Genomic DNA, 13,565 nt, shown 5'->3' with positions numbered 1-13,565 from the left:
CACAAACGGAATGATCCGAAGAAAGACGAAACGAGCACTACCATGAACCTGATCCGCAACTACCGCAACTGGCGCCGCTACCGGGACACCGTCTCCGAGCTGAGCCGCCTGTCGAACCGTGAACTGACCGACCTCGGCATCAGCCGCAGCGACATCCACTACGTCGCCCGCAAGGCGGTCTAATCCTCTTCGGATCGCAAATGGTCCGAACCAGTTTTGAAAAAGAGAACGACAATGAACCTGATCCGCAACTATCGTAACTGGCGCGTTTACCGCGACACCGTTACCGAGCTGGGTCGCCTTTCGAACCGTCAGCTCCATGATCTCGGCATCGTCCGCGACGAGATCAAGATCATCGCCCGCAGGGCGACGATCTAACCAGAATTTCGCCAGGGTCGACCTCCTCCCCGACCCTGACGGATACGGTCAGCCTTCACCTCCTCCCGAGGGTTGACCACCAAAACGGCGCCCGCCGCACCTCCTCCCGCGGCGGGCGCTGTTTCCAAACCGAACGCAGTTCGTCTCCAAAGTGAACGCAGTTCGCCTTCCAGGGATTTCGCCTCCCTCGATCCGGCGAAAAGAATTTCGTCAAAGCCGACCTCCTCCCCGGCGATGACGAATACGGCCGATCCCCACCTCCTCCCGAGGATCGGCCCCAAAAACGACACCCGCCGCACCTCCTCCCGCGGCGGGTGTTGTTGTTTTTGGGCAGGCTTTTCAATTGCGCATGCAGTCGATCGAGGCGCTTTACGCCGCCATCAGAGCGTCGCCGCGGACATAAGAAAGTCGAGCTCCGTCGTTGCACGACAATGACCCACGCTCGCACCGGCCAATTGCAAACGGCGCGCCAAGCGATTATTCCGGCGCTCATGAGCAAAAATCCTATCCACATCGTCGGCGGCGGCCTCGCCGGCTCCGAAGCCGCATGGCAGGCAGCACAAGCCGGCGTTCCCGTCATTTTGCATGAGATGCGCCCAGTGCGCGGCACCGATGCGCACAAGACCGATGGGCTGGCCGAACTCGTCTGTTCCAATTCCTTCCGCTCCGACGATGCCGAGAACAATGCCGTCGGCCTGCTGCATGCCGAAATGCGACTGGCCGGCTCGCTGATCATGAGCGCCGGCGACGCCAATCAGGTGCCGGCCGGCGGCGCGCTGGCCGTCGATCGCGACGGCTTCTCCGACGCGGTGACGAAAAGGCTCGAAACGCACCCGCTGATCACCATCGAGCGGGAGGAAGTGCCGGGCTTGCCGCCGGCGGAATGGGACCAGGCGATCATCGCCACCGGCCCGTTGACCGCGCCGTCGCTCGCCCAGTCGATCGCCGAGGCAACCGGCGCCGACGCGCTGGCCTTCTTCGACGCCATCGCCCCGATCATCCATTTCGACACGATCGACATGGACACCTGCTGGTTCCAGTCGCGCTACGACAAGGTTGGGCCCGGCGGCACCGGCAAGGACTACATCAATTGCCCGATGGACAAGGACCAGTATCTCGCCTTCGTACAGGCGCTGGTCGACGGCCAGAAGACCGAATTCAAGCAGTGGGAAGGCACGCCCTATTTCGACGGCTGCCTGCCGATCGAAATCATGGCCGAGCGCGGCGTCGAGACGCTGCGCTACGGGCCGATGAAGCCGATGGGGCTGACCAATGCCCACAATCCGACGGTAAAAGCCTATGCCGTGGTGCAGCTGCGCCAGGACAATGCGCTGGGAACGCTCTACAACATGGTCGGTTTCCAGACCAAGCTGAAGCATGCCGAGCAGGTGCGCGTCTTCCGCACCATTCCGGGCCTGGAAAACGCCGAGTTCGCCCGTCTCGGCGGCCTGCACCGCAACACCTACATCAATTCGCCGACCTTGCTCGACGCCTCGCTGCAGCTGAAGTCGCGGCCGGGCCTGCGCTTTGCCGGCCAGATCACCGGCTGCGAGGGCTATGTCGAGAGCGCGGCGATCGGCCTGCTCGCCGGCCGCTTCGCCGCCGCCGAGCGGCTCGGCCACGCGCCATCGCTGCCACCGCTCACCACCGCCTTCGGCGCCTTGCTCAACCACATCACCGGCGGCCACATCGTTTCCGACGACGAGCCGGGCAAACGCTCGTTCCAGCCGATGAACGTCAATTTCGGCCTGTTCCCGCCGGTGGAAGCACCGAAGACCGAAGGCAAACGCCTGCGCGGCAAGGACAAGACGGTGGCCAAGCGCCACGCGATCACCTCACGCGCGCGGGCAGATTGTCGGGAGTGGCTAGGGCTGCCGGCGCAAACATCGGAAGCTGCTGAATAGCCAAGTCTCAGAGTCCTAACGCGATTGACGTTTACGTCAACTCGCTGGCCAACCCCGCGTTGCGCGCCTGAGCAACAGCCAATGCCGGCGCAGAGCCGAAAGCCGGGCTGCGCCACCAAGCGGCGAGCGGCCATTGGCCATCTTGCCGAGATAGGCGCTGGTCAGCGCCAGCGGCAGGAACGCCGGACGCAGCGTTTCCGGAAGTGCGGACGCCCCTTGCTCGAAAGCGCGGAGATGCTCCTGCGCCAATGCAATCATCGCAGCCACCGCGCGCTGAGCGCCGGGGCCGCCGTCGCCGCTTACGAACTCCTCCGGCGACGAGCCGGCCGCTGCAAGGATATCCGCCGGCACGAAGCATTGCCCGCGTCGGCGATGCAGCGGCAACAGCAGCAACAGGCCGGTCATCGCCTGGGCGCAGCCGGCCCTGCCCGCCAGTTCGGCAAAGCGCGGCGCCTGATTGGGATCGAGCACCATCGCCGCCAGCTGGATCAGCGCGGCCGCCGTCTCGCCGCAATAGCCCTCGAGATCGGTGCGCGACGGCATCGGATCGTCATAGAGGTCGAAGATGCGGGCCTCGAGCATGTTGTCGAAGGCAGTTTTGGGCAGGCCATGGGCAGAAATCGTCGCCTTCAGCGCATCGGCGAGCGGGTTGCCTGTGGCTGCGGCTTCAGCAGCGATGACATCGCGCCACCATTGCAGCCTCACTTCGCCCGGCAATGCCTCGTGGATGCGGTCGCGGACAGACGCGATCTCGGCATTGAAGGCGTAAAGCGAAAACAGCGCCGCGCGCTTGTCGGCCGGTGCATAGAGTGCGCTGACATAGCGGTCATGGTCGCCGGCGCGCACCGCCTCCATGACGATGTCAGCTGTATCGGTCACGTCAGTCGACGGCGATGAGCGCCGCGGCCACGGCGCGGTCTTCGGCAAGCAGCACATTGTAGGTCCGCACCGCTGCCCCCGTCGACATCGGGTCGGAGCCAATGCCAGCCGCCTTCAGCGCCGCCCGAAGTGCTGCCGGCAAGGGCCGCAAATCCTTGCCTGTGCCGACCAGCAGGATCTCGACCTTGTCGGCCTCGGCCAGCAGCAGGTCAAAGTCCGCCGCCGTCAGGGCCAGCGGATCGGCCGGCTCCCAGCCATGGATGCCGGAGGGCAGGCAAAGAAGCGAGCCGCGATGCGACATGTCGGCGAAGCGGAAGCCGCCATTGCCGTAGGCTTCGATCGGCGCCCGTCCGGGGAAATGCGCCTCGCGTATGACGATGCCTTTTGCCACCAGCGCAGCCGTCAGGTCGCCATGGCCTTGCCGCCACCAACCGGCTTCTCCTCATCGGCGCTCGCTCCCTGCGGCCTGAGCCTGAACAGGATCAGCAAGGGCGCTGCGATGAAGATCGACGAATAGGTGCCGAAGACGACGCCGAACAGCATCGCCATGGTGAACGAGCGGATCACCTCGCCGCCGAACAACACCAGCGCCAGCAGCGCCAGGATGGTCGTCACCGAAGTCAGCGTCGTTCTCGAAAGCGTCTCGTTGATGGCGTTGTTCAACAATTGCGGCAGCGGCATTCGTTTGTATTTTCGCAAATCTTCTCGAACACGGTCATAGACGACGATCGTGTCGTTGAGCGAATAGCCGATAATGGTCAGGATCGCAGCCAGCGAAGACTGGTTGAATTCGAGCCCGGTGATGACGAAGAAGCCCAGCGTCATCACCACATCGTGCACCGTCGCCACGATCGCGCCGACCGCGAACTGCCATTCGAAGCGGAACCAGACATAGACCAGGATGCCGATCAGCGCGATGATCATGGCGATCGTGCCTTGCTTGGCCAACTCGCCCGAAACGGTGGGACCCACCACCTCGACGCGGCGAAAATCGTAATTGTCCTGGAGCTCGCCGCGCACCTTGTCGATGACGGTCTGCTCGGCGTTCTCGCCGCCATCCTGGGTGCCGACGCGGATCAGCACGTCGTTCGGCGCGCCGAATTGCTGGACCTGCACTTCACCGATGTTTAGCTCCGACAGCCGGCTTCTGATATCGCCAATATCGGCGTCGCCTTGCTTGGACTGCACCTCGATGATCGAGCCGCCCTTGAAGTCGATGCCGTAATTGATGTCGACGGTCATGAACAGCACGACCGAGAGGACAGACAGCAGGCTGGACAGTGCGAAGGTCCAGCGGCGGATGCCCATGAACGGGATTTTCGTGCCGGCCGGAACGAAGGTCACCGGCGCACGCGGCAATTCCTTCGGACGCGCGCGGCGCAGCCAGATCGACACCAGCAGACGGGTGAAGGTGAAGGCGGTGAACACCGTGGTCAGGATGCCGATGGCATAGGTGATGGCGAAGCCCTTCACCGGTCCGGTGCCGAGATAGAACAGCACGACCGTGGCAATCAGCGACGTCACGTTGGAATCCACGATGGTCGCCAACGCCTTGGTGAAGCCGGTGTCGATCGACTGGATGACCGAACGGCCGGCCCGTCGCTCCTCGCGGATGCGCTCATAGATCAGCACGTTGGAATCGACCGCCATGCCGATGGTCAGCACGATACCGGCAATGCCGGGCAAGGTCAGCGTCGCGCCAAGCAGCGACAAAACCCCGACGATCATCGCCACGTGCACGGCGAGCGCAATGTTGGCGAGGAAGCCGAGAAGTCCGTACGCGACGAACATGAAGGCGACGACGAGAATGGAGCCGATGATGCCGGCGACCTTGCCGGCATGGATCGAATCCTGGCCGAGGCCCGGGCCCACCGTGCGTTCTTCGATCACGGTCAGCTTTGCCGGCAACGCACCGGCCCGCAGCAGCACGGCGAGGTCGTTGGCGCTTTCGGCGGTGAAATTGCCTGAAATCTGGCCGCTGCCGCCGAGGATCGGTTCGCGGATCACCGGCGCCGAAATCACCTGATTGTCGAGGATGATGGCGAACGGCTTGCCGACATTCTGCTGGGTCGCCTGGCCGAACCGTGTCGCACCGCGCGAGTTGAAGACGAACGAAACTACTGGCTCGTTGTTTCGGGAATCATAAGTTGCGGTGGCCTTGGCAAGATCCTCGCCGGACACGATGACGCGATTTTCCACCAGATACGGAACCGGCGGATCGTCCTGCGAATAAAGCACCGAGGAGCCTGCCGGCGGGCGGCCGTTCAGCGCATCCTGCACCGACATCGAGGTATCGACCATCTGGAAGGTCATCTTGGCGGTCTGGCCAATGATCTCCTTCAGCCTTTGCGGATCCTGCAGGCCCGGCACCTGGACGAGCACACGGTCGTCGCCCTGCCGCTGCACGATCGGCTCGGTGGTGCCGAGTTCGTTGACGCGACGCTCGACGACTTCGATCGACTGCGCCAATGCGGCTGAGGTGCGGTATTTGATGCCGGCGTCGGTGACGGTGAATTTGAGCAGCCCGGCTTCGGAATCATCCAGGGACATTTCCTGGATGGAGCCACCGGTGAACAGGCCGGCGGCGACCGGATCGGTCAGCGGCTTAAGCGCCGCCTTGGCGGCATCGATCTGGGTTGGATCGGTGATGCGCACTTGTACGGTCCTGCCGGTGCCGCCAAGGCCGGTATAGCCCACCTTGGCATCGCGCAGCAGCGTGCGGATCTCGTCGCGCGTCGTTTCCAGCTGCGCCTTGACGAGATCATTCTGGTCCATCTGCAAGAGGATGTGCGAACCGCCCTGCAGATCGAGACCAAGCGTCATCTGCCGCTTCGGCACCCAGTTGGGCAATTGCGCCAATGTGCTGGCCGGGAAGAGATTTGGCGCGGCAAGGATGAATGTGACGGCCACGGCGATCCAGATCAGGATCATCTTCAGGCGCGAAAAATACAGCATATGGCGTTGTCCGTCAGGGCGTACTGGCGGATCGTTCCGCCGACAATTCGGTTATTTCTTGGCGTTCTTATTTGCCACCGGCTCGCCCTTAACCCGCACTTCGCCGATTGTCGAGCGCGCTGAGGTCAATTTGGCGCTGCCGCCGGCAGCGGTTTCGGCGTCAATCGCCTCTGTCGGTTCCATTCTAATTCTGATCACCGCCGGGCGCTATCGTGCGCTACTCGACTATTTTCAATCGTGCAGGCATCGGTCCGGAACGCAAAAGCAAGGCCAGATCATCGGCGTTCTCCTTGGTGAGGTTGCCCGATATCTGGCCGCGGCCGTTAAGAATTGGCTCGCGGACGACTGGCACCGAAAGCACTTGGTTGTCGAGGATCATCGCAAATAGCTTGCCGACATTCTGCGAGGTCGCCTGCGCAACGCGTGCCGTTGCCCTGGAATCGAAGGTGAACGAAACCGCCGGCTCATTTGTGACGGAGTTGGGAGTCGCCTGAGCATTGACAATGTCGTCACTGGAAACGATCGTTCGGCTCTCAACCAGATAGGGAACCGGTGGATCGTCCTTCGAATAAACCACCACCGAGCCAGCGGGCGTCCGGCCATTGATCGCATCAGCGACCGGCATCGACTCATCAACCCACTGAAAAGTCAGCATTCCGGTTCGGGTGAGAATTCTCCTCAGCCTTTGCAAATCCGCAACGCCCGAGGTCCGGACCAGCATACCGTCTTCGCCCTCTGGCCGCACTACTGGGTCGGCTACACCAAGATCACGCAGGCGATTCTTAATGACCACGATCGACTGCGCAAGCGCGATCGACATCCGATACTTGATACCTGTGTCTGTTACCGTGAACTTGAGCAACGCTGCTCCGGTATCATCCAGGATCACTTCCTGGACCGGACCAGCGCTGCCAAGGACAGGATCAGTCACCGCCTCCAATGCCATCTTGGCCGCGCCGACCTGAGCGGCGTCGGTGATATGCACCTGAACGGCCCGACCCGACTTAGCAAGACCAGTATAGCCGATCCTTGCATCGCGCAGCAGCGTCCTGATTTCGTCACGCGTCGCCTCCAACCGGCGATCGATCACATCGGTCGCGTCCAATCGAAGCAGCACGTCCGCGCCGGCAGCGTGAAGACTGGGCGCGTCGACGAGCATTGTGGCCATAGCAAGCCAGATCAGGATCATTTTCAGGCGCGAAAAATGGACCATACGCCGTCTTTTGTCAGAGCTCTGCCCGCGGATCGCTCCGCTTGGGAAACTGGCTTACTTCTTGGCGTTCTGGTTGGCCACCGGCTCGCCCTTGACCCGAACATCGGCGATCGTCGAGCGCAGCGCCGTCACCTTGGTGCCGCCGCCAAGGTCGATCTCAAGCTCATTGTCGTCGATCACCTTGGTCACCTTGCCGACGAAGCCGCCGCCGGTGATGACCGTGTCGCCACGGCGCACGGCCGAGATCATCTCCTGGCGCTTCTTCAACTGGGCGCGCTGCGGCCGGATGATGAGGAAATACATGATCACGAAGATCAGAACGAACGGGAGTATCATGCCGATATCCCCGAACGGACCAAGCGGAGTTCCGGTAGCTTGGGCGTATGCCGGTGTGACGAACATCAAGAACTCCTGGTTACGAAGAAGGCCGTAGGGCGGCCTCGCCAAATTTGGCCGGAATATAGTGGGTAAAGTTACCAATGCAACTGCGCGGCCGGGCTTTCAGCTGCTTTTCCGGCCGGTTGACCCGTGTTAGAGCATGCTCCCGGAATACGGGCGTGGTTTTCGCAAAAGATCATGCCCAAACAAAAGCTTGGAACCCGTTTCTATCTCGCCCGGATCAAGACGATTTCGGCCCCTACGCACGTTCGTGCGGAAACATAAAAGACGAGACATGACCGACAGCACCATCGAGGCCCTGAACCAAAAGCTCGACCGCCTGATCGAGGCGGTCACCCGCCTCGCCCCGCCGCCGGTGCCGCAAACCGATCTTGCGGTTGCCGATTGCTTCGTCTGGCAGGCCGACCCCGGCTATCTCGAGCCGGTGCGCAAGGTCAACCGCGTCGACATCGGCCTGATCCGCGGCGTCGACCGCGTGCGCGACATTCTGGTCGAAAACACGGAACGTTTCGCCGCCGGCCATGCCGCCAACAATGTGTTGTTGTGGGGTGCGCGCGGCATGGGCAAATCCTCGCTGGTCAAGGCCGTGCATGCGCAGATCAACGCCCAGGCCAAATCCGACCTGCCGCTCAAGCTGATCGAGATCCATCGCGAGGATATCGACACGCTGCCCAGGCTGATGGGCCTGCTGAAGGCGGCGCCGTTTCGCTTCATCCTGTTTTGCGACGACCTCTCCTTCGACCATGACGACACCTCCTACAAGTCGCTGAAGGCAGCCCTTGAAGGCGGCGTCGAGGGCCGCCCGGCCAATGTCATCTTCTACGCCACGTCGAACCGCCGGCACCTGTTGCCGCGCGACATGATCGACAATGAGCGCTCGACCGCCATCAACCCGTCCGAGGCGGTCGAGGAAAAGGTTTCGCTGTCCGACCGCTTCGGCCTGTGGCTCGGCTTCCACAAATGTTCGCAGGACGAATATCTCGATATGGTCAACGGCTATGCCACCCATCATGGACTGAAGATCGACCCGGAGCAGCTGCGCGCCGACGCCCTGGAATGGGCAACGACACGCGGCAGCCGCTCGGGCCGCGTCGCCTGGCAATTCACTCAGGATCTGGCCGGCCGGCTCGGCAAGCCGCTGAACGACTGATTGATTTCCGTCAGGTCACTGAAAAAGCCCGCCCCTTGCGGAGCGGGCTGAGCCGGCGGGCCGGACTGGAGGTCAGACGGCCTGCAAAACGTTTATTGTTCTATTCCCGACTATTCGAGATAACCTGAGGGATCGACCGGGGCCGAGTTCTTGCGCACTTCGAAGTGCAGTTTCGGCGAGTCGGTGGTGCCGCTCATGCCCGACAGCGCGATCTCCTGGCCGCGCTTGACCTTCTGGCCGCGCTGCACCTCGATCGACCTGGCGTGGCCATAGACGGTGACCAGCCCGTTTTCGTGGCGCACCAGCACCGTATTGCCGAATTCCTTGAGGCCGTCGCCGGCATAGATGACCACGCCGTTCTCGGCCGCCTTGACCGGCGTCCCCTCAGGCACGGCGATGTCGACGCCATCCTTGCCGCCACCAAAATTGGAGATGACGCGGCCACGCACCGGCCAACGCATCTTGCCGATGCCGGTGGCATCGGGCGCAACAGCATCGTCGTCCTCGGCCTGCTGGATGACCTTGGCGTCCTTCTTCGGCGGCGTGTAGGTGGCGAGCGTCTCCGTCGGCTTTGCCGCCGGTTGGGTGGTCGCGGTCGTCACCGGATCAACTTTGGCCGGCTTGGCGCTGGCGACCGTTGCGGTGCCACCTGCCGGAACCTTCAGCGTCTGGCCGATCTTGAGCAGGCCGTCCTGCATGCCGTTCGCCTGCTTCAGCGCCACGACGCCAACGCCGGTCTTCCTGGCGATGGAGGACAGGCTGTCGCCCGACTGGACCGTGTAGGTGCCCGCGCCGGCTTTTGGCGCGGCCGAGGCCGTCTGCGCCGGCTTGTCGGTCTTCGGCTTGTTCGCTGCCGAAGCGTCAACCTGCGCGGCGGACTTGCCGTCCTTGAGTTTCGGCTGCTGCGGCAGTACGGCGACCTTCTCCGGCGCCGGCGCCTTGGGGCTGTTTGCCGGCTTGCCGTCGGCAAGTTTCGGCTCTGTCCCCTTGCTTGAATAGGCATAGGCCGGGATGACCAGTTTCTGACCGGTCTTCAGCCCCTTGGTGGCGCTCAAGCCGTTGACCTTCATGATCACGTCGGCGGGCACATGATAGCGATGAGCGATGCCGGAAATGGTCTCGCCGTCGCTGACCACGATCTCGGTCGCATGCGGCGTACCAGCCGCAAGTGGTTTCGGATCGGAGTCACCGGCATTCTTGAACGGCCTCGCCGGCTGGACGGTGCCGGTAGTCGTTCTGTCGACATGCGGTGCCGGTGCAAGCGCCGGCGCGGAAGCGGTGCGCATCGGAGCAGCTTTGGGCGCGCTCGGCGGCGGCAGCTGCTGGACGGTGACCGGCTCCAGGCTGGAGCGGCTGACCGACTGGTTATGGCTGCCATCGACAGGTGCCGCAGCGATCGGCTCGGCCGCCACATCGCCCGGATAGGGCTGCGCAGTGCTCTGCTTGTCGATGATGGCGCGCTGATTGTTGGTCGAGGAGGTGAAGACGTCGTCGACACCATTGAACCGCGAGACTTGGGAGCTACACCCCGCCGCCACTCCGGCTAGCATGAGGACAGCGCAGCCCCGCGACAGAGTACGCCCGTTTGCCTTCAAAACACTGAATTGCATCGCACTAACCCGCACAGACCCGGTACACACTGGTCATGATTAAAGCGCGTTAATGTTACTGGCGGGTTAACCCCATAGAATCAGACGCAAATTTTCTTAAAACATTTTCGAATGCGCCGAAGCTGCGTTGATTCAGATCGGCCCGAGTCGAAAATGACAGGTTCTGAGAACCGGCCTACGCCGGCCGTAGCCTTCATAGAGCGGAGGCATTTATGACGGCTTCGGCCGGCGAAGGCCGGAGCGGAGCGTACTCAAACACGTGAGCACCGGAAGCGCAGGAACCTGGCATTTGCAGGCCGGCCTCACCTGAATATCAGTTCACCTAAATAACCGCCGCGACGCTGCGCAGGATCGGCTGCAGGCGCACGGTGCCGATATCCTCGCGCTCGAAGCGGCTGCCGACCTTGGTCAGCTTGGCCAGCACCTGCTCGCCCTCCTCCGGCCCGATCGGGGCAATGACGATGCCGCCGCTCGACAATTGGTCGAGCAGGAAGCGCGGCAGGCTGTCGAAAGCCGCCCAGGCTACGATGCGGTCGAACGGCGCTTCGTTGGCAAGGCCGTTGGAACCATCGGCCTGGCGCACGATGACATTGCCGATGCCGAGCGCCTCGAAGCGTTGCCTGGCCTGCTCGGCCAGCGTCTTGTAGCGGTCGACGCTGACGATGCGCGCCGCGAGCCGCGACATCACCGCTGCCGTGTAGCCCGAGCCGGTGCCGATCTCGAGCACCCGGTTGCCGGGCTCTATTGCCAAGGCCGCAATCACCGCCGCCTGCAGATCGGCGCCCTCGATCGCCTCGCCGCATTCGATCGGCAGCATGCCGTCCGACCAGGCGATCGAATGGAACTGGCCGTTGAGGAAGCCGCGCCGCGGCGTCGCCTCGAAGGCTGCGATCAACGCCTTCGGCACCGCGCCTTGGCCGCGCAGGCGCAGCAGGAAAGCGGCAAAACCCTCGCGATCGTCGAGCGGCAAGTTCATGCCAGAACCTTCTTCATGCGAACACCTTATTCAGACAGCGCCTTGGTCAGTTGGTCACGGATTTCATGCGCGGTCAGGTCGAGCTGCAGCGGCGTCACCGACACGAGCCGGTTGCGCAGAGCATGGAGATCGGTGCCTTGCTTGCCCTCGACCGGCTCGCGGCCGAAGCGCAGCCAGTAATAAGGCAGGCCGCGCCCGTCGCGGCGCTCGTCGACCCACAGGCTGTGCACCAGCTTGCCTTGCGACGTCACGACGGTGCCGGCGACCTCGTCAGGCAGGCAGTTGGGAAAGTTGACGTTGAGCAGCACGCCGTCCGGCAGCGGCATGGCGACGAGCTTTTTCAGCAGCGCCGGCGCCAGCACCTCAGTGGTCTCATAGGGAACGACGCGGTCCTCGCCGACATAGGAATAACCCTGGCTGAGTGCGATCGAGCGGATGCCGAGCAGCGCGCCTTCCATGGCGCCGGCGACGGTGCCGGAATAGGTGACGTCGTCGGCGATGTTGGCGCCGGAATTGACACCGGACAGGATCAGGTCCGGCGCGCCAGGCAGGATCTTCTTGACGCCCATGATGACGCAGTCGGTCGGCGTGCCGCGCACGGCGTAGTGTTTCTCGCCGATCTTGCGCAGCCGGAGCGGCTCCGAGATCGACAGCGAGTGCGCGTAGCCGGACTGGTCCTGCTCCGGCGCCACGACCCAGACATCGTCCGACAGCGTGCGGGCGATGCGTTCGAGCGACGCCAGGCCCTCGGCATGGATGCCGTCATCATTGGTCAGAAGGATGCGCATTACTTCGATTCGATCTTCGCCAGACCGCCCATATAAGGCCGCAGCACTTCAGGAATGGTTACGCTGCCATCCTCATTCTGGTAGTTTTCGATGACGGCAATCAGCGCACGGCCGACAGCGGTGCCCGAACCGTTCAGCGTGTGCACAAAGCGGTTGCCCTTGCCATCCCGGTCCTTGTAGCGGGCATCCATGCGCCTGGCCTGGAAGTCGCCGCAGACCGAGCAGGACGAGATTTCGCGATAGGCGTTCTGGCCGGGCAGCCAGACCTCGATGTCGTAGGTCTTGCGCGCGCCAAACCCCATGTCGCCCGTGCACAGGACCATGGTGCGGAACGGCAGCTCCAGTCGCTTCAGCACCTCTTCCGCGCACTGCGTCATCCGCTCGTGCTCGGCGAGCGAAGACTCCTGGTCGGTGACCGAGACCAGCTCGACCTTGTAGAACTGGTGCTGGCGCAACATGCCGCGCGTGTCGCGGCCGGCGGAGCCCGCTTCCGAGCGGAAGCACGGCGTCAGCGCCGTATAGCGCAGCGGCAGCTTTTCATGGGCCGTGATTTCTTCGCGCACCAGGTTGGTGAGCGGGACCTCGGCGGTTGGAATCAACCCGAGCCGGCCATCGCCATGCTGCACGAAGAACAGGTCGTCCTCGAATTTCGGCAGCTGGTTGGTCCCGAAAAGCACTTCGTCGCGCACCATCAGTGGCGGGATGACTTCTTCATAGCCATGCTCGGTCGTGTGCAGATCGAGCATGAACTGGCCGATGGCGCGCTCCATCCGCGCCAGCCCGCTCTTCAGCACGGTGAAGCGTGATCCCGACAGCTTTGCCGCCCGCTCGAAATCCATCATGCCGAGCGCTTCGCCGATCTCGAAATGCTCCTTCACCCAGTTCGGCCGGGTCGGCACCTCGCCGACGATATGCTTGACGACATTGTCGTGCTCGTCCTTGCCGACCGGCACGTCGTCGAGCGGCACATTCGGCAGCACCGCCAGCGCATCGTTCAGCGTCTTGTCGAGCTCGCGCTCGCGCGCCTCGCCATTCTGGATGAAGGTCTTGATATCGCCGACTTCGGCCTTGAGCTTTTCGGCAAGTGCCGTGTCGCCCGAACGCATGGCGTTGCCGATCTCCTTCGAGGCGGCGTTGCGGCGTTCCTGCTTGGTCTGCAGCTCGGTGACGTGCTCGCGCCGCGCTTCGTCCTTCTTGATCAGCTCATCGACCGTGGACTGCGCCTCGTCAGCCGACCACGAGCGCTTGGCCAGCGCCTCGACAAGGGCCTTCGGGTTGTCGCGAATCCATTTGATATCAAGCATGGTTGGTCG

At 63.1% G+C, this 13,565-nt stretch carries 13 protein-coding genes; 4 read left to right on the top strand and 9 right to left on the bottom strand.

What is annotated here, in order from left to right; genetic code table 11:
* Positions 1–42: 42 nt before the first annotated feature.
* The 3 genes from X733_RS1000000167725 to trmFO all read left to right on the top strand — a co-directional run bounded on the left by X733_RS1000000167725 (position 43) and on the right by trmFO (position 2,282).
* A complete protein-coding gene (locus X733_RS1000000167725) occupies positions 43–183 on the top strand; it encodes a DUF1127 domain-containing protein (protein WP_006335194.1) in 141 nt (46 codons plus the stop codon).
* Positions 184–234: 51 nt separating this feature from the next.
* Complete coding sequence (locus X733_RS1000000167720) at positions 235–378, top strand: DUF1127 domain-containing protein (protein ID WP_023667673.1); 144 nt, start codon at positions 235–237, stop codon at positions 376–378.
* 491 nt (positions 379–869) lie between these two features.
* Positions 870–2,282, top strand: a complete 1,413-nt coding sequence (trmFO, locus tag X733_RS158265; protein WP_023818118.1) for a methylenetetrahydrofolate--tRNA-(uracil(54)-C(5))-methyltransferase (FADH(2)-oxidizing) TrmFO — start codon at positions 870–872, stop codon at positions 2,280–2,282.
* Positions 2,283–2,318: 36 nt separating this feature from the next.
* Here the strand turns inward: trmFO and X733_RS158270 are convergent, their stop codons facing one another.
* The 5 genes from X733_RS158270 to yajC all read right to left on the bottom strand — a co-directional run bounded on the left by X733_RS158270 (position 2,319) and on the right by yajC (position 7,731).
* Positions 2,319–3,161: a phytoene/squalene synthase family protein gene (locus X733_RS158270; RefSeq protein ID WP_031193116.1), complete on the bottom strand. Its 843-nt coding sequence runs from the start codon at positions 3,159–3,161 to the stop codon at positions 2,319–2,321.
* A gap of 1 nt (position 3,162) precedes the next feature.
* Positions 3,163–3,552, bottom strand: coding sequence for an Mth938-like domain-containing protein (locus X733_RS158275; protein ID WP_023667676.1), 390 nt, complete (start codon positions 3,550–3,552; stop codon positions 3,163–3,165).
* An 11-nt stretch (positions 3,553–3,563) separates the two neighbouring features.
* The gene (secDF, locus tag X733_RS158280; protein ID WP_023705998.1) at positions 3,564–6,116 is read right to left on the bottom strand and encodes a protein translocase subunit SecDF; all 2,553 of its coding nucleotides are present in this window, start codon (positions 6,114–6,116) and stop codon (positions 3,564–3,566) included.
* A gap of 217 nt (positions 6,117–6,333) precedes the next feature.
* Complete coding sequence (locus X733_RS158285; RefSeq protein ID WP_023744782.1) at positions 6,334–7,329, bottom strand: hypothetical protein; 996 nt, start codon at positions 7,327–7,329, stop codon at positions 6,334–6,336.
* A 54-nt stretch (positions 7,330–7,383) separates the two neighbouring features.
* The gene (yajC, locus tag X733_RS158290) at positions 7,384–7,731 is read right to left on the bottom strand and encodes a preprotein translocase subunit YajC (RefSeq protein WP_023667680.1); all 348 of its coding nucleotides are present in this window, start codon (positions 7,729–7,731) and stop codon (positions 7,384–7,386) included.
* Between the two features lie 271 nt (positions 7,732–8,002).
* Here yajC and X733_RS158295 point away from each other — a divergent pair, with 271 nt between their 5' ends.
* A complete protein-coding gene (locus tag X733_RS158295) occupies positions 8,003–8,878 on the top strand; it encodes an ATP-binding protein (RefSeq protein ID WP_023667681.1) in 876 nt (291 codons plus the stop codon).
* Positions 8,879–8,988: 110 nt separating this feature from the next.
* On the opposite strand, the gene X733_RS158300 is transcribed toward X733_RS158295, so the two are convergent.
* The 4 genes from X733_RS158300 to serS all read right to left on the bottom strand — a co-directional run bounded on the left by X733_RS158300 (position 8,989) and on the right by serS (position 13,556).
* Positions 8,989–10,488 (bottom strand): peptidoglycan DD-metalloendopeptidase family protein, encoded by a 1,500-nt coding sequence (locus X733_RS158300; RefSeq protein WP_023667682.1) that lies wholly within the window; start codon positions 10,486–10,488, stop codon positions 8,989–8,991.
* A 322-nt stretch (positions 10,489–10,810) separates the two neighbouring features.
* Positions 10,811–11,464 (bottom strand): protein-L-isoaspartate(D-aspartate) O-methyltransferase, encoded by a 654-nt coding sequence (locus tag X733_RS158305; RefSeq protein ID WP_023667683.1) that lies wholly within the window; start codon positions 11,462–11,464, stop codon positions 10,811–10,813.
* 26 nt (positions 11,465–11,490) lie between these two features.
* Positions 11,491–12,252 (bottom strand): 5'/3'-nucleotidase SurE, encoded by a 762-nt coding sequence (surE, locus tag X733_RS158310; protein WP_023681648.1) that lies wholly within the window; start codon positions 12,250–12,252, stop codon positions 11,491–11,493.
* Entirely contained in the window at positions 12,252–13,556 is a 1,305-nt protein-coding gene (serS, locus tag X733_RS158315; protein ID WP_023667685.1) for a serine--tRNA ligase, read from the bottom strand. Before serS ends, surE begins: the two co-directional genes overlap by 1 nt.
* Positions 13,557–13,565 lie beyond the last annotated feature (9 nt).

Origin of the sequence: Mesorhizobium sp. L2C066B000 (assembly GCF_000502335.1) — a bacterium.
In the GTDB taxonomy this organism is placed as follows: Bacteria; Pseudomonadota; Alphaproteobacteria; order Rhizobiales; family Rhizobiaceae; genus Mesorhizobium.
Note: the sequence above shows the minus strand (reverse complement) of the source record. Positions and strands in the feature narration are given on the sequence as shown.